The following is a 23,317-nucleotide window of genomic DNA, read 5'->3' as shown; positions in this document are numbered from 1 at the left end:
GGAAGGGGAGAAGAACATGGACGAGCAAACCGACGAATACGCGCTGCCCACCGAGACCGCAGCGCAACTGCTGGCGGGCGCACCGTGGCGCAGGATGGTGACGATCGGCGACAGCGTCGCGGCCGGTATCCACGAGGCCGTGCCCGGCTACCGGGACCTTTCGTGGTCGGAGCGGATCGAGGACGTCCTCGCCACGGTCAACCCGGGTTTCCAGGCGCTGAACCTCGGCGTCCGGGACCTCGTCACGGCGGAGGTCCGGGCGACCCAGCTCGCGCCCGCGCTGGAGTTCGAACCCGACCTGGCGTTCGTCATGTGCGGCGGGAACGACATGCTCCGGCCGGGTTTCGACCCGGCCGCGGTGAAGGCGGAGCTGGCGGCGATGGTGTCCGCGCTGCGGAAGGCGGGCGCGGACGTGGTGACCTTCGGGATGCTGGACATCACGCAGGCCGGGCTGGTCCCGGCCGAGTACGAGGCGTACATCTCCCGGAACACCCGCGTCCTCGCCGAGCTCACCCGAGAGCTCTCGAAGGAGCTCGGCGCGATCTACGTGCACTTCACCGACCACCCGCTGAGCACCGACAAGGGCATCTACAGCAGTGACCGGCTGCACCTGAACGCGCGGGGCCAGGCCTTCGCGGCGGCGGAGAAGATGCGGGCGCTCGCCCGTCACCTGACCGGCTCGCAATGGGCGGTGTCGCCGATATGAGGGACCTGACCACGTCCCTGCCGGACTCTCCAGTCTCCTGCCATCCGGCCGCCTTGGCGGCGGCGATGGAGCAGTCCGATCCGCAGGAGATCTTCCACCGGCTGGTGTCGCGGCCGGAGGACGAGGCGACCTTCCTCCTCGCCCGGCGTGTGCTCGCCGCCTTCCTGACGGAGACGGCAGAGGCCGCTGCGGTGGGCGCGACCGCCGCCGACCTGCTCGCCGAGGCGGCGCACGTCCGGGACGATCTGGCCGGCCGGCTGGCGCAGCTCGCCGGCACGGCGCCGGCCATGCGGGAACGCGCCGTCCCGGCGCTCTTGGAAGGGTGCTGGCTCGACGTCCTCTCCCAGCCCGCGCTCCAGCCGGCCCTGATCGTCAACCGGCTGATGGAGCAGCATTTCGTGCTGCGCGGGCGGGGCGTCCCGGAACGGAGCATCGCCGGACGCCGTCGCAGGGCCCTCGAGGCGCAGGGCGTCGTCCTGCCGGACCTCGACGCGGCCGATTTCCTCACCCTCACCGGGGCCCGCGAGCTGACCGTGGTGACCGCCTGCTACTACCTGGCGCTGAGCCGGGTCCCGGCGAGCTTCCTCCCCGAAGTGGCCGGCACCCACTGCGCGTTCCGCGCGCTGGGAGTGGACGAGACGCTGTTCGGTGAGGAGCCGGGCCCTGATCCGGCGCCGATCCTCACCGAGTACTTCGAGATCGCCGGCCGGCGGGGAGCGCGGGACCGCGCGCGGGCGGCGGCGGCCTTCCGGCTGGTGCTCCGGCTCGAGTCCGAGTCGGTGGGGATGCTGGCCGACATGGCCGGCTGGGAGGCGGCCCTTCCGCTGGACGGCAAGGTCGCCCGCATCATCGCCCGGCACGCCCCCTACGCGGGCGCCCAGCACGGCCAGGTGACCGTCGGGCGGCGGTTGCTCTCGGAGGCGCTGGCGGACGACGACATCCGCCAGGTGGTCTGGGAGCTCCGCGACTCCCCGTATCTGAAACGGCGGGACGGCGACGGCGACGGCGACTTCGTCAAGGCGACCAAGTTCGGCGGCCCCATGTTCGGCATCTTCGACGAGGAGGAGGCCGCGGTCTTCAAGGCCTGGGAGGAGGCGATCGCGTCCGGTGCCGCGCCCGACTTCGACTTCGAACCCTGCGCCGCCGGCGACGAGGCGGCCGCCGGGTGGCGGGAGCGGCTGGCCGCCGCCGAGGTCCCCGATGCCGTCGAGGCCGACGCCGGTCCCCTCGACCAACGGGTCTTCTTCCACCGGCTGGTCAACGTCGAGCACTTCCCGTCCGTGATCGAGCCGGCCCGCGAGCAGGTGCGGACCGTCCTCGACAAGGCCGAGCTGCTCTTCGACCACGGCGCGGGCGGCCGGTACACCGACGCCGCCTTCTTCGAGTACACGCCCGAGGCGCTGCTGTCCCGCGTGGAGGACATCTACTGGAAGAAGCTGGTCGACCCGTACGCGCCGCTCTCCGAGATCCCGGACCGGGACGCGGTGATCGCCAATCAGAAGCGGTTCGCGCTCGGCAGCCTGATCGACGGCGCCTGGGCGCACCGCAGCGGCGCGCTCGCCCGGTTCCGGCGGCGGAGCGAGGCGATGCTGTACGCGGTCTACGCCGACGAGATGGGCAGGGGAGACCTCGCCAAGAACCACATCACGCTGATCCACGACGTGCTGCGGAGCATGGGCGTCGAGCTGCCCCACATCCGCACCAGCGAATTCATGGAGCAGGATCAGCTTCCCGAATTCAGCTACCCGTTCGCGATCTACCAGCTGAGCCTGTCGCTGTTCCCGGACAGCCGCCACGCGGAGATCCTCGGCTACAACCTCGGGATCGAGATGTTCGGGCTGGGCGAGCTGCGTCTGCACGAGAAACAGAAGCTCCAGTACCACGGGCTCGACTTCTCCTACGAGGAGGCGCATCTTTCGATCGACAACCTGTCCGCCGGGCACGCCCGGCAGGCGGCGGAGGCGATCAACGTCCATCTCGACCGGGTCCGCCGGGAGTTCGGCGCGGCGGCGGTCGCCGAGCAGTGGCGCCGCGTCTGGCGCGGCTACGCCTCGTTCGCCCTTTTCGTGGAGCAGCCGCTCGTGCGCCGGCTACTGGCGGGGGCGGCGTGAACGAGTTCGGGGGGACGCTGGAGCTGCCGCTCTACGACGAGCACCATCGCGCGCTGGCCCGTTCGGCCTCGGCCTGGTGCGCCGAGCGGTCCGGGGTGTGGGACGAGGCGCGCCGGGAGCCCGCCGACAAGGGCGCCACCCGCGTCCTGCGGGAACTGGGCGCGGGCGGCTGGCTGGGCTTCCTCGACCCGTCGTCGTCCGGACAGGCCGGCGACCTGCGCTCGGCATGCCTGATGCGCGAGGTGCTGGCCAACGCGGACGACCTGGCCGACCACGCGTTCGCGATTCAGACCCTGACGGCCGCGCCGATCCAGCGCCACGGCGACGCCGCGCAGCGGGACCTGTACCTGCCCGGTCTGGCCACGGGCGAGCTGGCGGGCGCGTTCGCGGTCTCCGAGGAGCAGGCCGGCTCGGACCTCGCCGCGGTCGTGCTGCGCGCCGAGCCCGTCCCCGGCGGCTACGTCCTCGACGGGCACAAGACCTGGATCGCGCAGGGGACGATCGCCGACGTCTACTGCGTCCTCGCCCGGACCGGGGAGGGCCCCGGGCCGCTCGGTCTGACGGCGTTCCTCGTGCCCGCCGGCACGCCGGGCCTGCGGGCCGAGCCGATCGACGTCATCGCGCCGCGCTCGTTCGCGCGCCTGGAGTTCACCGGCTGCCGGGTCCCCGCGGACGCCGTGCTGGGCCGCCGGGGAGGCGGCTACCAGGTGGTGCTGGACGCGCTCGAACGGGCAAGGCCGACCGTCGGCGCCGCGGCCGTCGGCTTCGCCAGGCGGGCGCTGACCGAAGCGCTGAACCATGCCCGCGGGCGTCCCGCCTACGGCGGCCGGCTGTTCGACCTGCCGGCGGTGCGATCCTCACTGGCGGAACTGGAGATCGAACTGAGCGCCGCGGCCCTGATGGTGGGACGCGCGGCCTGGGCCGCCGACCAGGCCGCCGACCACGGAAGCGCCGGTTCGGGCGCGCTCTCGGCCGCGGCCAAGGTGTTCGCCACCGAGGCCGCCCAGCGGATCGTGGACCGCGCCGTCCAGATCTTCGGCGCGGCCGGGCTGGTCAGCGGGGCGGTGCCGGAGCGGCTCTACCGGCAGATCCGCTCCCTGCGGATCTACGAAGGCGCGTCCGAGGTCCTGCTGGCGAGCATCGCCGAAACCCTGCCCAACGCTCGGACCGACGCCCGGACAGACCGGACCAAGGAGCACCGTTCCCGATGAACCCGATCGACGCGGTCACGCACGCCGACCCCTATCCGTACTACGCAGAGCTCGTCGCCGAACGCCCACTCGCCTTCGACGAGTCGCTGGGGCTGTGGGTCGCGGCCGGCGCGGCGCAGGTCACCGACGTCCTGCGCGCTCCCGGGCTGCGAGTCCGCCCGCCGGGCCAGCCGGTGCCGCCGGGCATCACCGGGACCGCGGCCGGACGGGTCTTCGGCTCGCTGGTCAGGATGAACGACGGCGAAGCGCACACCAGGCTGAAGTCCGTCGTCACCGCCGCGCTGACCCAGGCCGATCCCGCCACGGCGCGCGGCCTCGCCGAGAGCGCCGTCAAGAGCGACCTGGACGGCGGGCCGCCCGATCTGGGCGCGCTGATGTTCACCGTCCCGGTCCGGGTCGTCGCCGGGCTGTGCGGGCTGACCGAGCGGGAGGCCGCCGAGGCGGCGGCGCTGACCGGCGACTTCGTGAAATGCCTGCGGCCGGACGCCGACACCGGGCAGTTGCGGGCCGCCGACGCCGCGGCCGAGCGGCTCACCGCGCTGCTCCCACCGGAGCCCCGCCCCGGCGGCGGTCTGCTGACGGCGCTGGTGCGGGCCGCGGGCGAGGCCGTCATGCCCCCGCCCGGCGCGGTGTCCGGCAACGCGGTCGGGCTGCTGTCGCAGACGTACGACGCGACCGCGGGGCTGATCGGCAACACGCTGCTGGCCCTCGCCCGGGAGGGCGGGCGGCCCCGTCCGCTCGAACCCTTCGTCCGCGAGGTGGCCAGGCACGACGCGCCGATCCAGAACACCAGGCGGTTCGCCGCCGAGCCGACCCGGTGCGGCACGGCCGAGATCGAGCCGGGGCAGGCCGTCCTGGTGGTGCTCGCCGCCGCCAACCGCGATCCCGCCGTCAATCCCGATCCGCACACGTTCGTCGCGGACCGGCCCGCCGCGACCGTCTTCACCTTCGGCGCCGCCGCGCACCGCTGCCCGGGGCAGGACCTCGCCACGGCGATCGCGGCGGGCGCGGTCGGCGCCCTGCTCGACCACGGGTTCGACCCGTCCGCCGACGTCCCCCGCACCGCCGCGTACCGGCCGTCGCCCAACGCGCGCATACCCGACTTCAGCCGAGTCGTGGACCGGGCCCATGGGACCTGAACCGCACATCTGGGTCCGGCACGAGGTGCGGCCAGAGGAGCGCCGGGCGCCGCTCGTCCCGGCGGACGCCGCGCGGCTGGTCGGCGGCGGCGCCACGGTCACCGTCGAGGAGTCGCCGGCACGCGTCTTCCCGGACGAGGAGTACGCCGCGGCCGGATGCCGCATCGTTCCGGCCGGCACCTGGCCGGACGCGCCGGACGACTGCTTCATCCTCGGCCTGAAAGACCCGGGGCGGCCGGCGGGGCCTCCGCGGCACCGGCACATCTACTTCGCGCACGCGTTCAAAGGCCAGTACGGCTCCGCCGAGCTGCTGGGCGCGTTCGCCGCGGGCGGCGGCACGCTGCTCGACCTGGAGCACCTCGTCGACGAGGCCGGCCGCCGGCTCGTGGCGTTCGGGTACTGGGCGGGCTACGCCGGCGCGGCCCTGGCGGTGCTGCACGCCCGCGGCCGGCTCGACGCCCCGCTGCGGCCGGCGCGCAAGGCGGAGCTCGACGCGGCGTTGCGCGAGCCGGGCGCGCGGCCGGCGACGCTGGTCACCGGTGCGCTCGGCCGGTGCGGCCGCGGCGCCCGCGACGCGCTGGAGGTCGCCGGAATCGAGCCGACCCGATGGGACGTCGCCGAGACCCGGCGGCTCGACCGGCGAGCCCTCCTGGAGCACGAGCTGCTCGTGCACGCCGTCGGGACGTCCCGGCCGGCGGAGCCGTTCGTGACCACGGCCGACCTGGAACGCGGGGACCGGCGGCTGGCGACGATCGCGGACGTCACCTGCGACGTCCGCTCCGCCTGCCACCTGCTGCCCTGCTACGACCGGACGACCCGGTGGGAGCGTCCCGTCCTGCGGCTTCCCGCCGGCGGACGCCCCGTCGACGTCATCGCGATCGACAACCTGCCGTCGCTGCTGCCCGCCGAGGCCAGCACGGCGTTCTCCGCCGGGCTCGCGCCCCTGCTCGCCGGGCTGACCGTGCCCGGCCACCCCGCCTGGACCAGATGTGAGCGCGCCTTCCGGCGGGCTCTGTGGAAGGAGGCCGGCGTTGCCTGAGAAGCCGAGCGGCACCGTGCATTGGGTGGGCACGGGCCTGTCCACCGGCCCGAGCGGGCTCCGCGAGGTCGCCGCGGCAGCCGACCGGCTGCTGCTCTGGGGCCGCGACCGCGACCGGGCCCGCGCGCGCCGCGACCTGGCTGGGATCGCCGAGCCCAGGGGCCTGGACTCCGGCGACCTGCCGGCCGAACTGCGGCCGGGCGACGTGCTGGTCTCCATGCTGCCCGCGGCCGAGCACCCGCGGCTGCTGAAACTGTGCCTGGACGCCGGCGCCCATTTCGTCTGCTCCAGCTACGTCACCGACGAGCTGGCGGCGATGGCGGCCGGCGCGGAGGACCTCGTCGTCCTCTGCGAGGCCGGGCTCGACCCGGGCATCGACCATCTCGCCGCCCACCTGCTGGTGGAGCGGGGGCGCGAGGTCGCCGGAGACCGGGCCCGCTCGGCCGAGTTCACGTCGTACTGCGGCGGGATCCCGGCCGTACCGAACGAGTTCCGGTACCGGTTCAGCTGGGCGCCGCGGGGCGTGCTCGCCGCGCTGGAGGCCCCGGCGCGGCACCGCGTCGACGGCGCCGACACGGTCGTCGAGCGCCCCTGGGAGGCGGTCCGGTCATGGGACGTCGGCGGTGAGGAGTTCGAGGTCTACCCGAACCGCGACAGCATCCCGTTCATCGCCCGGTACGGGCTCCCCGAGGGCTGGCCTTTGCGGACGTTCGTCCGCGGCACGCTCCGCCACGCGGGCTGGGCGGCGGCCTGGAAGCCGGTGTTCGACACGCTCCGCGTCGGAGACCCTGCCACGACGGCGCGGCTCGCCACCGAACTGGCGCGCCGCCACCCCACCGGTCCCGGCGATCTCGACCGGGTCGTCCTCGCGGTGGACCTGGCGATCGAACGCGCCGACGGGGTCGCATGGCGCGGCGGCTACCTGCTCGACGTGACCGGCGACCCGGCGGAGTCGGCGATGGCGCGGTGCGTCTCGCTGCCCGTCGCCTGCGGAGTGCTCCGCGTCCTCAGCGGGGCGATGCCCACCGGGCTCCGCATCGCCGCCGCGGACGCCGCCGAGGCGGACCACTGGCTGGACTTCCTCCGCGGACGCGGTCTGGAACCGCGCTACACCGAAATCTGATTCTCACCCGCCACTTCTCATCCGGAATCTCGCCCGGCAAGGACATACAAGGGGGCACCTATGCCGCTGGACAACGACCCCGAACCGCTTCGGCTGCGCTGCGTCGGGATCGGCGCGGGACCGGCCAATCTGAGCCTGGCGTCGCTGCTGTACGGCCGTCCGGACATCCCGAACCTGGTCCTCGACCGCAAGCCCGACTTCGACTGGCACGACGGCCAGCTGTTACCCGAGGCGAACCTCCAGGTCTCCCACGTCAAGGATCTCGTCAGCCTCGCCGATCCGACGAACCCGTTCTCCTTTCTTGCCTACCTCGCGGAAAAGGGCAGGATCTACCATTTCCTGAACGCCCGGTTCGACAGCGTTCCCCGGCAGGAGTTCCGCAATTACCTCGAATGGGCCTGCCGGCGCAACGAGCACGTGGTCCTCGGCGAGGAGGTGCGGTCGGTCGACTTCGACGGCGCCGACTTCGTGGTCGAGACGCAGCGCCGTACGCTGCGTGCGGAGAACGTGGTCGTCGGTGTGGGAAACCGGCCGTGGGTCCCGCCGATCGTCCGGCCGCACCTGGACGCCACGCAGTTCCACGTGAGCGAGTTCATGGCCAAGGCCGTCGGGCTGAGCGGGCTCACCGTCGCCGTGGTGGGCGGCGGCCAGTCGGGGGCGGAGGCGTTCCTCGACCTGATCACCCGTGCGGCGGGGCAGACGCCCGGACGGGTCATCTGGATCTCGCGGCGCACCAACTATCACCCGATCGACGACTCGCCGTTCACCAACGAGTTCTTCATGCCCGGGTACTCCGACCACTTCGCCACCCTCGACCCGCAGGACCGGCAGAACTTCATCGTCCGGCACATCCTGGCCAGCGACGGGATCTCCGAGGACACCGTGCGCGCCATCTACCAGGCCCTCTACCTGCGGCGGTTCGTCTACGAGGACGGCCGGCCGGCCACCGGCCTGTACCCGGACCGCGAGGTCACCGGGGTCACCCCGAGCCCGCCCGGGGGCTGGAACCTGGAGGTCAGGCACAACGTCGACACCGACTCCATCGAGCACTTCGAAGCCGACGTGGTCATCTGGGCCACCGGCATGCGGAGCGGGCCGATGGAGTTCCTCGATCCGATCGCGCACCGGTTCGAGCGTGAGGGCGAGGAGTTCCTCGTCGACCAGGACTTCGCCGTCCGCTGGGACGGCCCGAGCGACCGCAACGTCTTCCTGCAGAACGCCGTCCGCTCTCAGCGCGGCCTGGCCGACCCCAACCTCAGCCTCAACGCGTGGCGGAGCCGGCGCATCGCCGACCGGATGCTCGGCGTCCGGAGCCCCGAGCCGCTCGAACCGTTCGTCAGCTGGTCGACGAAGGCGGGCTGAGCCATGGACACGGACGTGGCATTGGACGCGGACGTCGTCGTCATCGGCGCGGGGATCACCGGCTGCCTCACCGCCCGCGAGATCCTGGAACGCGATCCGGCGGCCCGGGTCGTCGTCGTGGACCGGGCGGAGATCGCGGGCGGGGCGAGCCGGTTCTCCGCGGGCCTGCACTTCCCGCGCGGAGCGGCGCCGGAGACGCGGGAGATGGCCGCCTACAGCCAGTCCTTCTACGCGAAGCTGAAGGCCGCGGACCCCGGACTTCCGGTGCATCCGCTGCGCATGACCGTGGTGGCCCCGGCCGAGGCCGAGGCGCACCTCCGGGAGACGTACCTGCCCGAGGCGGAGCTGTCCCGCACCGCGAAACCGGACCGGACGGCCACCGCGGCCGTGCATGTGCCGTCCAGCCACCTGGCCTGGACGGGCACGGGCTGCCAGTACGCCGACGTGCCGGCTCTCACCCGGCGGCTCGCCCTGGCGCTCCGCCCCCGAGTGGTGTTCCGCGAGGGGGTCGGCGCCGAATCCGTCGATCCGGGTCCGGACGCGGTCGAGGTGGCGCTCACCACCGGGGAGCGGCTGGCCGCCCGCCGGGTCGTCGTGGCGGTCGGCCCCTGGCTGCCGGGCTCCCCGTGGAACGCCGGCCTCGGCGCGCGGGTCAAGAAGGTGGTCGCGCTGCACGTCGAGCTGCCGCCGGGCCCCGGCGACCCGGCGATCGTGTTCGAGCAGGAGGACGCGTTCCTGCTGCCGCTCGCCCATCGCGGCCACTGGCTGTTCAGCTACACGTGCACCGACTGGGACGTCCTGCCCGACGAACTCGGCCGCGGTCTGACCGCCGGGGAGTTACGGCCGGGACGCGAGCTGCTCGCCGCGTACGCGCCCGAGATGGCAGCCCACTGCGCGTCCGGCCGCGTCTTCTGCGACGCCTACAGCCCCGACCGCACCCCGCTGGTCCGGCCGTTGGCCGGCGACCACCGGGTCGTCGTCGCCGGGGCCGCGAACGGGTCCGGCTACCGGCTCGCGCCCGCCATCGCGGTCAAGACCGCCGACCTGCTCTTCCCTCTCGCTTCCCTCGACACACAGGAGACCCGATGATCGTCGACAAGTACGCCGAGGACCGGCTGGCCGCCGCCTTCGGCATCGGCATGAGCGCCGTCGAAGGGCTCGGCGTGGGTGCCGCCTGGGGCCGGGTCGTCCCCGGCGGCCGCACCGAGCCCCACAGGCACGACGAGACCGAGCTGTTCGTCATCGTCTCCGGGGCCGGGGAGTTCCTGGCCGACGGCGAACGCCACCCGGCGCCCGCCGGGTCGGTGGCCCTCTTCGAGCCGTTCGAACCGCACGTCCTCGCCAACACGGGCGAGGAAGACCTGGTGTTCTTCACGCAGTACTGGCGGGACGCGTCCCGCGCGCTGCGGCAGGCCGTCCGGCCGCCAGGCCGCTCCGGCTTCGGCGACCGCCCGGTGTTCGTCTTATCGACTCCGCCGACCCCCAACGGGGACCTGCACCTCGGGCACCTGTCCGGCCCGTACCTCGGAGCGGACGCCTTCACCCGGTTCCAGCGCATGAACGGCGCACGGGCCTACCACCTGACCGGCAGCGACGACTTCCAGAGCTACGTGGCGGACCTGGCCGACCGGCAAGGAGAGACACCGGCCGAGGTCGCCGCCCACTACAGCGCGGAGATCGCCGCCACCCTGGCGCTGATGGACATCCCGCTCGACCAGTACACGGTGACCAACGTCGACCCCGCCTACGCCGACGGGCTCAGGGCGTACTTCTCGCGGATCGCCGCCTCGGGCGCGGCCCGTCCGAAGGAGACCGCGGCGCTGTTCGACCCGGACGACGGCCGCTACCTCTACGAGGTGGACGTCGCGGGCGGATGCCCCGGCTGCGGCGCCGTCACCAGCGGCAACATCTGCGAGGAGTGCGGCGAGCCCAACGTCGTGGTCGACCTGGCCGACCCGAAGGCCACGGCGTCGGCCGCCGCCCCCGTCCCCGGCGCGGTGGTCCGCTTCGTCCTGCCGTTGCACGAGCACCGCGACTTCGTCCTCACCCATCACCGCGAGGGACGGGTGCCAGCGCGGCTCCGCGAACTGGCCGCGCGGCTCTTCCGGCGGGACTCCCTCGACATTCCGATCACGCACCCGAGCGGCTGGGGCGTCGCCCCGGCGGAGGACGACGTCGAAGGGCAGGTCATCTGGGCGTGGCCCGAGATGGCGTACGGGTTCCTGCACGGCATCCAGCGCCTCGGCGAGCGGCTCGGCGAGGACTGGAGCGCCGCCGACCCGCAGCCGGACTGGAAGATCGTCCACTTCTTCGGCTACGACAACAGCTTCTACCACTCGATCCTCTACCCGGTGCTGTACCGCGCCGCGTACCCGGACTGGGAACCGGACATCGACTACCACGTCAACGAGTTCTACCTGCTGGACGGCGGCAAGTTCTCCACCAGCCGGCGGCATGCGATCTGGGGCAAGGAGATCCTCAGCACCGACACGGTGGACGCCGTCCGCTACTTCCTGTCGCGCACCCGCGCCGAGGGCGCGCGCACCGACTTCACGCGCAAGACGTTCACCGAGGCCGTGGACCGCGACCTGATCGGCGCCTGGCAGGGCTGGCTGAACGACCTCGGCCGCCGGATCGAGGCCGGCCACGACGGCGTCGCGCCCGACGCCGGCAACTGGACCCCGGAGCACCGTGCCTTCTACGCCCGGCTGGGCCGGCGGCTGGACGCGCTCACCGGCGCCCTGGGCCCGGACGGCTTCTCGCTCCGTCAGGCCGCCGCGGAACTGGACGGCATCGTCGCGGACGCGCGCCGCTTCTCGACGAGCGAGACCCTGCTCGCCGACGGCGGCCTGGCCGACGACGCGCGGACCGGAGTCGCCCTTGAGCTGGCGGCCGCCTGCCTGCTCGCCCACGTGGCGGCGCCGGTCATGCCGCGGTTCGCCGGCCGGCTGGCCGAGGCGCTGGGCCTGCCCGAGCCGCGGACCTGGCCGCGCGGCGTCGAGCTCGTCCCGCCCGGAAACAAGATCACCCTGGCGGGGTCGGTGTTCTTCCGGCCGGTGGCCCCGGACGGCGCGGAGGCGTGATGATCGACAGGCTGGTGTCCGGGCCGCCCCCGGGCGGGCGGATCCGTTTCGCCGGACTCTCCGGCACGACGGAGCTCGCGCTGCCGGATCTCTACCGCCGCTCCGGCCACGTCGCCCGCTACCTGCTGTCGCAGGGCGTGCGCGCCGGGGACCGGATCGGCATCCTCGCCGCCAACGGCCTGGAGTGGGTGCTCCTCGACCTGGCCGCGCTCCGGCTGAAGGTCGAGACCGCGGGCCTGGAGCCCGGCAAGTTCCGGCCGACCCCCGAGCTGATGGCCGCGTACGGGATGAGGCTGCTCTTCACCGACCAGCACGCCGCCGGCCCCGGGATCGTGCCGATCGGCGACGTCCCCGCCGCGGCCGAAGGGGGCGGCGCCCCGCTGCCCGAGGTCCGGTACGCGCCGGACGACGTGACCACCATCAAGTTCACCTCGGGCAGCACCGGCCCGCCCAAGGGCCTCGCGGCCACGGTCGGCAGCATCGACGGCTCGCTGGCCGCCGTCCAGGAGATCTTCCAGCACGTCCCGGGCGACGACCTGTTCGTCTTTCTCCCCCTGTCATTGCTCCAGCAGCGGTACTGGATCTACTCCGCGCTCCTGCACGGGCACGACGTCACCCTGACCAACTACGTGGCGGCCATGAGCGCCATGGCGCGGACGCGTCCGACCGTCGTCATGGGGGTGCCCGCCTTCTTCGACACGGCCCGGCTGGAGGTGGAGCGGCGGGCCGGATCCACCGACCCGGAGGCGCTGCGCGAAGCCGCCCGCGAACTCTTCGGCGGGCGCATCCGCTACCTGTGGACGGGCTCGGCGCCCGCCAACCCGGCCACCCTCTCGTTCTTCGACGACTGCGGCCTCCCCATCTACGAGGGGTACGGCCTCAACGAGACGTGCATCGCCACCAAGAACCACCCGGGCGCACACCGGCGGGGAAGCGTCGGCAGGGCGGTGCGCGGCAAGGAGATCCTGATCGACGCGGACGGCGTGATCAACGTCCGCAGCGACCGTCCGGTCAACACCCGCTACGCCTACGCCGAGCCCGGCGCCTCGGAGCGGATCTTCCTGCCCGGCGGGATCGTCAGGACCGGCGACCTCGGCCGCCTCGACGAGGACGGCTACCTCTACGTGCTCGGCCGCGCGGACGACACGATCGTGCTCGGCAACGGGAAGAAGGTCGTGGTGCGCCCGGTCGAGGAGCGGATGAAGGCGCACCCCGCCATCGCCGAATGCGTCGTCTACTGCCCCGGCGAGACCGAGCTCGTCGCCGTCGTCTCCCCGGCGCGCGTCCCCGCCGACACCGCCGCCATCGCCGCGCACCTGGACGAGGTCAACCGGGCCGGCGACCCCGACGAGCGGCTGCGCCGGGTCGTCGTCGCGGCCGAGCCGTTCTCCATCGCCAACGGCCTGCTGACCTCGCAGTACAAGCCGAAGCGGCGGCAGGTCTACGCCGCCCACGCCGACCAGATCGCCGATCCCAAGGAGGGTGTCCATGCCCACTGACATCGAATCCGTCGCTCGTGCCGGTCTCGCCGGGCTGTCCGGCTCCGGCACGCCCCCCGGGGAGCTGGACCTCGGCCTCGACCTGGCCCACGACTACGGGCTGACGTCGCTCAAGAAGGTCATGCTGCTCACCGGCGTGTGCGAGGAGCTCGGCGTCGAGCTCAGCCGGTTCACCGAAGACGACCTGGCCCGGCTCGCCACCCTCGGGGACCTGGTGGCCGTGCTCACCCGGCACCTGCCGCAGGAGGCCTGACATGAGCTGGACCTCCCGCGCCTCGGCCGTCCTGGAGAACGACCACGCGCTGCTCACGCCGATCGCCGAGGAGCACCGCGAGCCGCTGCGCGCCGTGGCGATGGACCCCGACATCTGGCGCTACTTCGTCGCGCTCATCGAGACCCCCGAGGACTACGAGCGCTACTTCGCCGAGGCGCTCGCCGACCAGGCCGCCGGGCGGCGCGCGGTGTACGTGATCACCGACAGGGCGACCGGCGGCGTCGCCGGCAGCACCAGCTTCGGCAACATCCAGGAGGCCGAGGCGCGCATCGAGGTCGGCTGGTCGTGGCTCGGCGCGGACTACCGCGGCACCTACCTCAACCGATGGGCCAAGCTGCTCATGCTGCGGCACGCGTTCGAGGAGCTCGGCGCCGAACGCGTCGAGTTCAAGACCGACGAGCTGAACGTCCAGGCGCGCCGCGGTCTCCGCAACATCGGCGCGCAGGAGGAGGGGATCCTCCGCAGCTTCAACTACATGCCGGGCGGACGGCGCAGGAACGCCGTCTTCTACAGCATCCTGCGGCCCGAATGGCCCACGGTGAAGGAGATGCTGGAGAAGACCCCGGCGCCGTACCGGCTGGAGGGCACCGGGTGATCGACGTTCCGCTCGTCCGCGCGTCCGGGGACCCGTTCGCCGTCGGCCGCGCGCACGGTAGCGCGCTCGCCGGGCGCCTCCGCGCCTTCCTGGCCGACGGCAACGCCCGCCTCGACCGTCTGCTGCCCCCGGACGCCGCCGACCCCGGCCCGATGATCGACGCTCACCGGGCGGTGGTGGAGGACGCGCTGCCCGACCTGGCCGAAGAGATCCGCGGGCTGGCCGCCGGGGCCTCGCTGACCGAGCGGGACGCCTGGCTGCTCCAGCTGCGCCGGGAGATCCTCGGCTACAGCAGGCTCCCGAGCGCGGGCGACTGCACCACCTACGCCCGGGCCGGGGACGGCGTGCTCGCCCAGACCGTCGACCTCAACGGCGATCTCGACGACCAGCTCGCCGTTCTGGAGATCGCCCGGCCGGGCGGCCCCGGCGTGCTGGTGCTGAGCATCGGCGGCCTGTGCGGCTATCTCGGTCTCAACGGCGCCGGCCTGGCGATCGGGCTGAACCTCGTCCTCGGCGGGGACTGGAGGCCCGGCATCCCGCCGTACCTGGCCATCAGGCATCTGCTCGACACGTCGCGCACCGTGGCGGAGGCCCTTGACCGGCTCCGCGGGCTGAGGCTCGCCGGCTCCCGCTCCCTGACGCTGTGCGACCGGGATGAGGCCGCCTGGGTCGAGGTCCTCGGCGATGAGACGCGCGTGCACCGGGCGCCGGAGACCGTCCACGCCAACCATTTCCTGCATGCGGATTTCCTGGCCGCGGACGAGCTCAACCCGTTCTCCGGGAATTCCTCCCGGCTCCGCCACCGCGCCTGCCAGGACCGGCTGGCCGAACTGCCCGGCGGTGCGGACGCCGAACGGCATTTCGCGGTGCTCGCCGAACGGCCGATCAGGGTCCCCGACCACGGCGACATCCGGCGTGAACGCACCGTCGCGGCCGTGGTCATGCGCCCGGGACGGGGCGAACTGCACCTGCGACCCGGAGACCCGGCATTGTCCGCGACCCGGACGTACCAGCTCTCGCGGAAGGCGATCCATCACTGATGCCGACAACACACACATACGAGGTCACGGTGACGTGGACCGGCGATCCCGAAAAGGGCTTCGACGGCGACCACGAAGTGCACGCCCCCGGCGTCCCCGTCATCCCGGGCGCCGCCGACCCGGCCTTCGGCGGCGACGCCGGACGCTGGAACCCGGAGCAGACGCTCACCGCCGCGCTCGCGCAATGCCACATGCTCCTCTACCTCTACCTGTGCGAGCAGGCGGGGATTTCCGTCCTCGCCTACGAGGACAACCCCAAGGGCACGATGACCGTGAGCCCATCCGGCGGCCAGTTCACCGGAGTCGTTCTCCGGCCCGAGGTCACCATCGGATCCGAGGCGTCCACGGAAATCGCCGAACGCCTCCACACGGACGCGCACAAGATGTGCTTCATCGCCAATTCCGTCAATTTCCCCGTCACGCACGCGCCGACGATCCGGCGCGGGCCGGCCGCCGCACAGTAGGAGAGAAAGTGTTAGACGTTCCAGCCGGCTCGCGCATCACCGCGATCGGCGCCTATCGTCCCGAAGCGGTTGTGGACAGCGACGAAGTGGGCCGGCGCTGCGGCGTGTCCGGTGAATGGATCAGATCCCGGACCGGAATCGTCAACCGGCGGGTAGCGGGACGCGGCGAGACGGTCGTCGGCATGGCCGCGGCGGCGGCCCGCGACGCGCTCGGCCGAAAGGACCTCGACATCGACCTCGTGATCGTGGCGACGTCGACGGCGGACACCCCGATCCCGAGCGTGGCGGCGCGGGTGGCGGCCGCTCTCGACCTCCCCCGCCCGGGCGCGTTCGACGTCAACACGGCGTGCGCGGGCTTCTGCTCCGCGCTCGCGTGCGCCGACTCACTCATCCGGGCGGGAAGCGCGCGGCGCGCGCTCGTGATCGGTTCCGACAAGCCCACCGACTGGCTCGACTGGGGCGACCGGGACACCGCGATCCTGTTCGGCGACGGCGCCGGCGCCGTCGTCCTGGAGCCCGCCGAGACGCAGCTGGTCGGGCCGGTGCTCTGGGGGAGCATCGGGGAATCGGCCGACCTCATCGGGATCGGCCCGTCCAGCCACGTGCTGGAGCAGGACGGCCAAGCCGTCTTCCGCTGGGCGACCAGCCTCGCCCCGATCGCCAAGGAGGTCTGCGTGAGGTCGTCCATCGACCCCGCCGACCTCGCCGCCTTCGTCCCCCACCAGGCGAATCTGCGCATCGTGCACCGGCTCGCCCGCGGCCTCGGGCTCAGCGACGCCGTCGTCGCCGACGACATCACCGAGTCGGGGAACACCATCGCGGCCACGATCCCGCTCGCTCTGAAGAAACTCGAAGAACGCGGCGACCTCCCATACGGAAAACCCGTCCTCCTCTTCGGCTTCGGCGCCGGCCTGTCCTACGCAGGCCAGGTGGTCGTCCTGGAATAGCAAAGGCGCACGGCCGAAAGGCGCAGCCCCAGCCACGGCCCCGTACACCAATGCATGTTGCACAAGCGTCACGGCGACTACGGCGCCGGCCACCGCGAGTTGTCAGGCAGCCGGCGATCGAGTTGCCATGGCGTATAGTCGCTATCACGATCGGCGGGGGTGGCGGACGTGGCGACTGTACGTTTCCATTTCACCATTGAAGATCTCTCGCGGGTCAGGGTAGCGGCGGCGGATCCGGTTGCCGAGACGCTTTTTTCGTTCCGATTTCTGCGGCAGCGCGGTGAGCGTGGAAAGTTACAGCAGTGGCATGCCGACGTCCGATCCCGACTTTCGGGCGGCTCGAACTTATCAATGCTCGCGCCGTTATTGCCCCCTCATGCGCTGTCGTTCGATCTATTCACCCTGTGTGGACTCACCGGGTCTGTCGAGGGCGCCGTGGAGAATCTGCGCACCCGTACGGCCGTGCGATTGTCCGCTGAAGTCGCCTATGCCGATGCGCTGGCACCGCTGCCCCGTTGGATCCGCCACATCGCCGAGGCCGACCGTGAGTACATCGATCTGCTCGGGGTGGCCGTGAGCCGAGCTCATCGGGCGATCGTGGCTCCGTACTGGCCGCAGATCCAGGCACGGCTGAACGCCGAGCGCGCCGGGCATGGCAGAGCGCTGCTGAACTTCGGCGTCGAGCACATGCTGGCGAATCTGCACCCTGCCGTGCGGTGGCGGCCTCCGGTGCTCGAGGTTCCCAGCCCGTGCGAGGCTGATCGACATCTGGGCGGTCGCGGGATCGTCGTGATCCCTTCGGTGTTCTGCCGACCGCTGCCCATCCCGGTGCTCGACTATTCGGCGGGGGAGGACGAGCCGCCGGAGGCGTGGCTCTTCGTCCCCGCCGCCGGCGTGCCCGATGCCTCCCCGTCGCCGCTGACAGATCCGGTCGCGGACGGGCGTGCGCTTGCCACGTTGCTGGGCCGCACGAGGGCGGCGGTGCTGCGTGCCGTGGCCGCCGGGCCGGTCACCACCAGTGGCCTGGCTCGCCGTGTCGGAGTCTCGATCTCGGCTGCCAGTCAGCATGCCGGCGTGCTGCGAGAGGCCGGGCTCATCGCCACGCAACGGGTTGGAAAGGCCGTTCTGCACACCACCACGACGACCGGTGAGACACTCCTGGCCGGTGGTGCCTTCGACGGCACGACCGGCAGCCCGGGCGACCCGCCAACGCCCATCTGAAACAGCCCGATCGGGTACTCGTCGGCAAGCCCGAGTCGGCGGACGCGATGCGCCACACCCACGCCATTGAACGATCACGCTGAATATTCCCGTGTCTTCGGCCGTCCGCGCCCGGTTCAGTGATCTCACCCATCCTTTTAGCCAGCGTTGAAAGGATTGCCGCAGCACCCGGTGCCGGTCAGGATCGTGTTACGCGACCAACGCGTGCAATTTGCAGAACCGATCCAGTCATATTTCGACGCAGGAGGTGCAATGAGAAAGGGAACATTCCTCGCGCTCACGGCAGGGGCGGCGGTGGTAGCCACAGGGCTGGTGGCCACACCGGCCCACGCCGCGACGGGGAACGGTGTGTGCGAGCGCGGGGAATTCTGTGTCTTCCGCGACACGACCGGGAGCGTCTTATGGGACTCTGGTCGCACCGACAACTCCTACTCCAACGACAAATATCCGCGGGCGGGCGGCACGGTCCAGGACACCGGTTCGTCCGTCATCAACAACACGGGGCGCGGTGTCCGCATTTTCAAGCACGGCGACCAGAACGGCCCCGGATGGAACGTCCCGGCCGACGGCCGGCGCTGGAACCTGAGCGGTACACCGGTCGGAAACGACGCCGCGTCGTCCCATCTGTTCTTCTAGGGAGCCCGCTCACGGGTCGTGATGTCACCTCATAGACCGCGCGGTCGGTTCAACGGTGGCGAGCCGACCGCGCGCGGCCCCACATCGCAGCTGGGTGCCGCCGCTACCTGCATTCGTTCAAGCTGGAACCGGGCGTGTTCGACTTTTGCGTCATTCTCCCGGGGATGGCATTTCCTGGAATGCGGCCACGGTGTCCAATGGGCGTGGCTGCTGGAGACCACCGGAGCGGCCATGGACGAACGCGTCACCAACGCACTCGCCACCGCGCACAGTCCACAACTCAGCGACCAAGGTCGGCTCGTCGGCCGCTCGTCGGCGATGCAGGCGATGACCGAGCACGCCGTTTTCACCCGGCGCGGCGCAGAGTTGGCGATCAATCTTGCCGTGGTGCAGCACGGGGTCCAGCAGAGGTTGGCGGCTGCGGCCGGCGAAGCACCCGCGTTAGCGCTCCGAGCTAGGTCGGCTACCCGGCACCGTGCTGTGGGAGTTTCACTCAACCGGATCGCTGCATGGCGCGATCCGGCCTCCGCCCCGCCTTGGCGTCCGAACCGGCCCAGCCGACGATAGGTGCACACGCCTGTCCGCATCATCGGGGAAGAATTCGGAGAGGATCATGTCCACAAATCGCCTGATTCGGCTGGTATCCCTCATCGCGGCGGCCTTAGTCTTAATGGTGATCCAAGTGATCATCACGGCGCCGGCCCAAGCGGTACCGAATCTGCAAATGATCAGCAACACCACAGCCGGCGATTCGTCGACGGCCAAGTCCGTCACGGCAGCCTGCCCGTCGGGCACCGTAGCGCTCGGCGGCGGCGGCGAGATCATCAACGGGGCCGGTGAGGTGCTGTTCACCGGCCTGCGGCCGACCCCTACGCTGAGCGGCTACCAGGTCGGCGCGCACGAGGACGAGACCGGGTACAGCGGCAGCTGGCAGGTCAGAGCCCATGCCGTCTGCGGCTCGGCGCCTGCTGGGACGCAACGCGTCGCCAGCACCGGACCCGGCTCGACAGGTGTGACCTACACCTCAGCGTTCTGTCCGAGCGGCAAGCACATCATCGGCATGGGCGGCCAGGTCAACAACGGCCAGGGACAGGTGATGCTGCTCGGCAGCAACCCCTTCGACCCGGCCGAGGTCCTGACCCCGGCGGTGCCTGATGACACCGGCTACACCGGCACCTGGACCCTCGACTCCGTCGCGGTCTGCGCGAATCCGATCCCGAGCCGCACGGTGGTCTTCGGATCGTCGGCCAGCGACTCCACGACGCCCAAGTCAGCCACCGCCACCTGCCCGGCAGGCACCCGCGTGCACGCCGGCAGCTCCTCGATCGGAGGCTTTCCCGACACCAATTCGCTCATCCGCGAGCGGGTCGTCCCGAACACGGCTCTCACCAGCGTCACCGCGACCGGACGGGAAACCCCAGGCGCCGGTTCACCCGACCCCTGGAGCGTAACCGCATACGCCATCTGCGCCCCCTGAACCAGGGACTACTCGGACTCCGAGTACAAACGAGCGTGCGTGTGATTGCCAGGCCGCCTGCACAGACGGCCGCTAGGCCCGTTGATCAAGACCGGAAGGGAGCGGCACTGGCATAAGGGGGCCGACGGCCGCTCACGTTGTGGCCCCCGTAGAGAGGGGGCCGCAAACGTGATTGCCTGCACCGTGATTGCCGTGGGGCCGAACCGTTGGCCGGGCGCGGGATCGGCGTTCGTCCGCTGGCCAGGCAGGTTCCATGCGACCCTGCGCAAATCTCCAGGCTTCGCCAGGGGCACATCGGCATCTCCGAACGGATGGCCATCCGGCTCGACGAGATCCTCGAAGCCGGCGACCGCGCCCTAGCCAGTCTTGATGGCCACGCCGCCGCTCATTTGGACGTGGGCGTCGTCGACATCGGCGTCCTCGTCATCGGGGCGCCACCGGTGTACCAGCGTCACGCCGGGCTCGACCAGGTCCAAGCCGCGGAACAGCGCTTGCACCTCTTCGTTGGTGCGCGCCTTCGCCGGGATACCACGGGCGGTGTACTCCTGGGCCGCGCTGAGAGCCTGCGGGTTGTGCGCGGTGACTGTGGAAATGGCCAATGCGCTGCCGGCGGGCAACGGCGCCATCAGCGCATCGATGATGCGGTATGCCTCATCCTCGTTCACAATGAACTGGAAGATGGCGATCACGCTCACCGCGACCGGTTGTGTCAGGTCCAGCGTGCCGGTCAACTCGTCAGCGGACAAGATCGCCTGGACGTCACGCAGGTCAGCGTCGATATAGGTGATGGCCCCCTCGGGGACCGTATTGAGCAGGGCCCTGGCGTGCACCAGCACAATCGGGTCATTGTCCACGTACACCACCCGCGACTGCGGCGCCACCTGTTGCACGACCTCATGCAGATTGGGCGACGTCGGAATACCCGTGCCGATATCCAGGAACTGGCGGATGCCGCGCTCCTTGGCCAGGTAACGGGCCGCTCGGACCATATACCTCCGGTTCACCCGCATCGACTCTGGCAGGCTCGGCGACGCTTTCACGATCGCGGCCGCGGCGTTCCGGTCGGCCGAGTAGTTGTCCTTGCCGCCCAAGAGGTAATCGTAAATCCGTGCCGAGTGCGGCACATCAACATTCAGCTCGACGGCAGCCACGGGGCAACGATATCAAAGCGGTCTTCCACCTTGCAGGTGCAGCACTCGAAGTCTGCTTTACCTAATGCGTCCTGGATAGGCCGCAGGTGATCGGCAGCTGGGCGGCGGTCTGTCGGGTCCTGCGGGTGCGTGTCCGTCTCGGCCTCGACGGGCTCCCGACTACAACCGATGGCTGGCTTGAAGGTCAAGTCGGTGGTTCGCCGGGTTGCGGCGACCCGGCCTAGGCGGTCGCGGTGCGTTTCGCTGTGGTGGGCGTCGGGGTGGAAAGCGAGCGCAACGTTTGCCGTTTCGCCAACTTCGAAGAGGGCGCCAGAAATGGTGGAAGGGGTGTCCCCGGCCGCCCGCGGAAGGTGGAGAGCACGCGGGCGGCCGGGGAGGTCTGTCACGGCTTGCTGAAACCGAATGTGTACTCGCCCGTGCCGCTGTAGGCGTGGACGCGGTACCGGTAGGTGCCCGGGGCGCCGTTGTAGGTGATGGTCTCGTCCGGGGTCGGGCTGATCGAGTGCGCGACGTTCTGCCATGTGCTGCCGTTGAGCTTCTGCAGGTAGAGGTCGAAGTCGACGCCGTCGGGCCCGTCGAGGCAGGCGGTGTGGGCGCCGGAGGCGGTGGTGGTGTAGTCGCCGCTGGGCTGGTGGTCGCTGGAGCCGGAGTTCAAGGTGCTGGTCAGCCTGGTCTGGTAGCCGTCGCAGCGGTCGGGGCCGGGGCCGCCGCCCTCGGTGACCAGCTCGCGGCCGTCCTGCGCCAGGAGCTGCAGGACTTCGGTGACGGGCTGGAAGTAGACCTCGTCGCCGGGGCCGTGGCCGTCCTTGCAGGAGCCGGAGCCGCCGGACGTGATGCCCTGCGCCTGTCCGCCAGTCTTGGTGAAGAGCGCGCCGCCGGAGTCACCGGGGTCGGCGCAGATGTCGGTGCGGATCAGGCCGGTGACGGCGCCCTCGGGGTAGTCGGCGGTCGCGTTCAGCTGCTTGATGGTGCCGCACCAGATCTGGGTGTTGGTGGTGCCGCCCGAGCGGCAGACCTGGGTGCCGACGGTGGCGGGTGTCGCGCCGTGGAGGAGCTCAAGAGGAACCCGCGATCCCTGCCCGCCCTCAAGCACGTCGGCTACGGCGCGTCACCGATCACTAGGACGCTGCTGGAAGAGGGCCTCGACCTCCTCGGGTGCGACTTCTCCCAGGTGTACGGCATGACCGAGGCCGGCGGAGGGCTTTGCTTCCTGCCGCCAGAGGACCACCGGACGACCGGGTCGAACGCGCATCGGCTCACTTCCGCCGGCCGCCCGGGCAACGGTGTGGACGTCGAGGTCAGGAACGCCACCGGCGAACGCCTCCCCACGGGCCGGTCCGGCGAGCTGTGGTTCCGGGCCACCAGCCTCACCCGCGGCTACCTCGGCGACGAGGAGGCGTCCCGCGCCCTGATCGTCGACGCCTGGCTCAACAGCCGCGACGTCGGCCGGGTGGACGAGGACGGCTACGTCTACGTCGAGGGCCGTGCGGACGACATGATCGTGACCGGCGGCGAGAACGTGCATCCGCGGGCGGTCGAGGACGTACTCGCCTCCATGCCGGGCGTCCAGGACTGTGCCGTCTACGGCGTGCCCGACGACCACTGGGGCCAGGCCGTCGCGGCCGCACTCGTCGCCGATCCCGCGACGGTCACCGAGGCCGACGTCGTGGCGTACTGCAAGGAACGCCTCGCCGGCTACCAGGTGCCGCGCCGCGTGCTGTTCGTACCCGACCTCCCGCGCACCGCGGCGGGGAAGGTCGTCCGCAAACAACTCTCCGACATGACTCTCGCCGCCTCCGAGACCGGCTGAGACACAAGAGGACCCGGACGGCATCGCAGCGTCGTACCAGAAGCGGCGGAGGTACCTACTTCCTGGAATCCTTTTTTGGCTTTTTCGGCGTTCCCTTTTTCTTCTTCTTCTCGTTTTCGGGATCTTTGGGCTTTTTCTTTGGAGGGTCGTCCGGCTTCTTCTTGTGTTGCTTGCCGGGCAGGGTCTTCGCGCAGTAGTCGGCGACCTTTTCGGGGCCGCCCGCGGCAGCGGCCAACTGAGCGAACTCCGAAGCGGAGACCCGTGGGGACGCGGTCGAGCTCTTGGGCTTACCGTTCTTCGCTTTGCCCTGATAAGTGCGGCAAAGGTCGGCCAGTGCCGCCGAGTTCGGGGAACCGGGGCTCGAGGACGTGCCGGGTGGGCTGCGATGCGGTTGCCCGGGGGCGGGAGTATTCGTGGGGGGCTTTTTGG

The 23,317-nt window shown here is 71.3% G+C and carries 22 protein-coding genes; 19 read left to right on the top strand and 3 right to left on the bottom strand.

Annotated elements, in window-relative coordinates; all coding sequences use genetic code 11:
* Positions 1-16: 16 nt before the first annotated feature.
* The 18 genes from E1287_RS15150 to E1287_RS15065 all read left to right on the top strand — a co-directional run bounded on the left by E1287_RS15150 (position 17) and on the right by E1287_RS15065 (position 19,927).
* Positions 17-706, top strand: coding sequence for an SGNH/GDSL hydrolase family protein (locus E1287_RS15150; RefSeq protein WP_131965576.1), 690 nt, complete (start codon positions 17-19; stop codon positions 704-706).
* Positions 703-2,817, top strand: coding sequence for an iron-containing redox enzyme family protein (locus E1287_RS15145; protein ID WP_131965575.1), 2,115 nt, complete (start codon positions 703-705; stop codon positions 2,815-2,817). Before E1287_RS15150 ends, E1287_RS15145 begins: the two co-directional genes overlap by 4 nt.
* Positions 2,814-4,028, top strand: a complete 1,215-nt coding sequence (locus tag E1287_RS15140) for an acyl-CoA dehydrogenase family protein (RefSeq protein WP_131965574.1) — start codon at positions 2,814-2,816, stop codon at positions 4,026-4,028. The genes E1287_RS15145 and E1287_RS15140 overlap by 4 nt, the downstream gene beginning before the upstream one ends.
* Complete coding sequence (locus E1287_RS15135; protein ID WP_131965573.1) at positions 4,025-5,167, top strand: cytochrome P450; 1,143 nt, start codon at positions 4,025-4,027, stop codon at positions 5,165-5,167. Before E1287_RS15140 ends, E1287_RS15135 begins: the two co-directional genes overlap by 4 nt.
* Complete coding sequence (locus tag E1287_RS15130; protein WP_131965572.1) at positions 5,157-6,206, top strand: saccharopine dehydrogenase; 1,050 nt, start codon at positions 5,157-5,159, stop codon at positions 6,204-6,206. Before E1287_RS15135 ends, E1287_RS15130 begins: the two co-directional genes overlap by 11 nt.
* A complete protein-coding gene (locus tag E1287_RS15125) occupies positions 6,199-7,329 on the top strand; it encodes a saccharopine dehydrogenase C-terminal domain-containing protein (protein ID WP_131965571.1) in 1,131 nt (376 codons plus the stop codon). The genes E1287_RS15130 and E1287_RS15125 overlap by 8 nt, the downstream gene beginning before the upstream one ends.
* Positions 7,330-7,389: 60 nt before the next feature.
* Complete coding sequence (locus E1287_RS15120) at positions 7,390-8,691, top strand: SidA/IucD/PvdA family monooxygenase (RefSeq protein ID WP_131965570.1); 1,302 nt, start codon at positions 7,390-7,392, stop codon at positions 8,689-8,691.
* Between the two features lie 3 nt (positions 8,692-8,694).
* Complete coding sequence (locus E1287_RS15115; protein WP_131965569.1) at positions 8,695-9,780, top strand: FAD-binding oxidoreductase; 1,086 nt, start codon at positions 8,695-8,697, stop codon at positions 9,778-9,780.
* Positions 9,777-11,774 carry a class I tRNA ligase family protein gene (locus tag E1287_RS15110; protein WP_131965568.1) on the top strand — a complete coding sequence of 666 codons (1,998 nt, stop codon included), beginning with the start codon at positions 9,777-9,779 and terminating at the stop codon, positions 11,772-11,774. Before E1287_RS15115 ends, E1287_RS15110 begins: the two co-directional genes overlap by 4 nt.
* Positions 11,774-13,273 (top strand): AMP-binding protein, encoded by a 1,500-nt coding sequence (locus tag E1287_RS15105; RefSeq protein ID WP_131965567.1) that lies wholly within the window; start codon positions 11,774-11,776, stop codon positions 13,271-13,273. The genes E1287_RS15110 and E1287_RS15105 overlap by 1 nt, the downstream gene beginning before the upstream one ends.
* A complete protein-coding gene (locus tag E1287_RS15100) occupies positions 13,263-13,526 on the top strand; it encodes an acyl carrier protein (RefSeq protein ID WP_131965566.1) in 264 nt (87 codons plus the stop codon). The genes E1287_RS15105 and E1287_RS15100 overlap by 11 nt, the downstream gene beginning before the upstream one ends.
* Before the next feature lies 1 nt (position 13,527).
* Positions 13,528-14,142, top strand: a complete 615-nt coding sequence (locus E1287_RS15095) for a GNAT family N-acetyltransferase (protein ID WP_131965565.1) — start codon at positions 13,528-13,530, stop codon at positions 14,140-14,142.
* Positions 14,139-15,182, top strand: coding sequence for a C45 family peptidase (locus tag E1287_RS15090; RefSeq protein ID WP_207934226.1), 1,044 nt, complete (start codon positions 14,139-14,141; stop codon positions 15,180-15,182). The genes E1287_RS15095 and E1287_RS15090 overlap by 4 nt, the downstream gene beginning before the upstream one ends.
* The gene (locus E1287_RS15085) at positions 15,182-15,646 is read left to right on the top strand and encodes an OsmC family protein (RefSeq protein WP_131965563.1); all 465 of its coding nucleotides are present in this window, start codon (positions 15,182-15,184) and stop codon (positions 15,644-15,646) included. The genes E1287_RS15090 and E1287_RS15085 overlap by 1 nt, the downstream gene beginning before the upstream one ends.
* A gap of 8 nt (positions 15,647-15,654) precedes the next feature.
* Positions 15,655-16,593, top strand: a complete 939-nt coding sequence (locus tag E1287_RS15080; protein WP_131965562.1) for a beta-ketoacyl-ACP synthase 3 — start codon at positions 15,655-15,657, stop codon at positions 16,591-16,593.
* Between the two features lie 159 nt (positions 16,594-16,752).
* Positions 16,753-17,814: a winged helix-turn-helix domain-containing protein gene (locus E1287_RS15075; RefSeq protein ID WP_131965561.1), complete on the top strand. Its 1,062-nt coding sequence runs from the start codon at positions 16,753-16,755 to the stop codon at positions 17,812-17,814.
* Between the two features lie 252 nt (positions 17,815-18,066).
* Positions 18,067-18,450 carry a peptidase inhibitor family I36 protein gene (locus tag E1287_RS15070; RefSeq protein ID WP_131965560.1) on the top strand — a complete coding sequence of 128 codons (384 nt, stop codon included), beginning with the start codon at positions 18,067-18,069 and terminating at the stop codon, positions 18,448-18,450.
* A 613-nt stretch (positions 18,451-19,063) separates the two neighbouring features.
* On the top strand, positions 19,064-19,927 hold the full coding sequence (locus tag E1287_RS15065) for a hypothetical protein (protein ID WP_131965559.1): 864 nt from the start codon (positions 19,064-19,066) through the stop codon (positions 19,925-19,927).
* Between the two features lie 356 nt (positions 19,928-20,283).
* Here E1287_RS15065 and E1287_RS15060 read toward each other — a convergent pair whose 3' ends face one another.
* Together E1287_RS15060 and E1287_RS15055 are read right to left on the bottom strand one after the other, a co-directional pair.
* Positions 20,284-21,078: an SAM-dependent methyltransferase gene (locus tag E1287_RS15060; RefSeq protein WP_131965558.1), complete on the bottom strand. Its 795-nt coding sequence runs from the start codon at positions 21,076-21,078 to the stop codon at positions 20,284-20,286.
* A gap of 382 nt (positions 21,079-21,460) precedes the next feature.
* Entirely contained in the window at positions 21,461-22,171 is a 711-nt protein-coding gene (locus E1287_RS15055) for a S1 family peptidase (RefSeq protein WP_131965557.1), read from the bottom strand.
* Here E1287_RS15055 and E1287_RS43715 point away from each other — a divergent pair.
* Positions 22,124-22,888 (top strand): fatty acid--CoA ligase family protein, encoded by a 765-nt coding sequence (locus E1287_RS43715; protein ID WP_165969012.1) that lies wholly within the window; start codon positions 22,124-22,126, stop codon positions 22,886-22,888. The two genes, E1287_RS15055 and E1287_RS43715, sit on opposite strands and share 48 nt — an antisense overlap.
* Before the next feature lie 55 nt (positions 22,889-22,943).
* Here E1287_RS43715 and E1287_RS44740 read toward each other — a convergent pair.
* A partial coding sequence (locus E1287_RS44740; protein ID WP_207934225.1) for a hypothetical protein occupies positions 22,944-23,317 on the bottom strand: 374 nt, incomplete at its 5' end.

The organism is Actinomadura sp. KC06 (genome assembly GCF_004348735.1).
GTDB lineage: Bacteria > Actinomycetota > Actinomycetes > Streptosporangiales > Streptosporangiaceae > Spirillospora.
The sequence above is the reverse complement of the archived record's forward strand: the minus strand, read 5'-3'. Positions and strand labels throughout refer to the sequence as shown.

Coding starts and splice junctions, on each gene's coding strand:
- E1287_RS15150 (WP_131965576.1), top strand. CDS start 17: ATGGACGAGCAAACCGACGAATACGCGCTGCCCACCGAGACCGCAGCG.
- E1287_RS15145 (WP_131965575.1), top strand. CDS start 703: ATGAGGGACCTGACCACGTCCCTGCCGGACTCTCCAGTCTCCTGCCAT.
- E1287_RS15135 (WP_131965573.1), top strand. CDS start 4,025: ATGAACCCGATCGACGCGGTCACGCACGCCGACCCCTATCCGTACTAC.
- E1287_RS15130 (WP_131965572.1), top strand. CDS start 5,157: ATGGGACCTGAACCGCACATCTGGGTCCGGCACGAGGTGCGGCCAGAG.
- E1287_RS15120 (WP_131965570.1), top strand. CDS start 7,390: ATGCCGCTGGACAACGACCCCGAACCGCTTCGGCTGCGCTGCGTCGGG.
- E1287_RS15115 (WP_131965569.1), top strand. CDS start 8,695: ATGGACACGGACGTGGCATTGGACGCGGACGTCGTCGTCATCGGCGCG.
- E1287_RS15110 (WP_131965568.1), top strand. CDS start 9,777: ATGATCGTCGACAAGTACGCCGAGGACCGGCTGGCCGCCGCCTTCGGC.
- E1287_RS15105 (WP_131965567.1), top strand. CDS start 11,774: ATGATCGACAGGCTGGTGTCCGGGCCGCCCCCGGGCGGGCGGATCCGT.
- E1287_RS15100 (WP_131965566.1), top strand. CDS start 13,263: ATGCCCACTGACATCGAATCCGTCGCTCGTGCCGGTCTCGCCGGGCTG.
- E1287_RS15095 (WP_131965565.1), top strand. CDS start 13,528: ATGAGCTGGACCTCCCGCGCCTCGGCCGTCCTGGAGAACGACCACGCG.
- E1287_RS15085 (WP_131965563.1), top strand. CDS start 15,182: ATGCCGACAACACACACATACGAGGTCACGGTGACGTGGACCGGCGAT.
- E1287_RS15070 (WP_131965560.1), top strand. CDS start 18,067: ATGAGAAAGGGAACATTCCTCGCGCTCACGGCAGGGGCGGCGGTGGTA.
- E1287_RS15065 (WP_131965559.1), top strand. CDS start 19,064: ATGTCCACAAATCGCCTGATTCGGCTGGTATCCCTCATCGCGGCGGCC.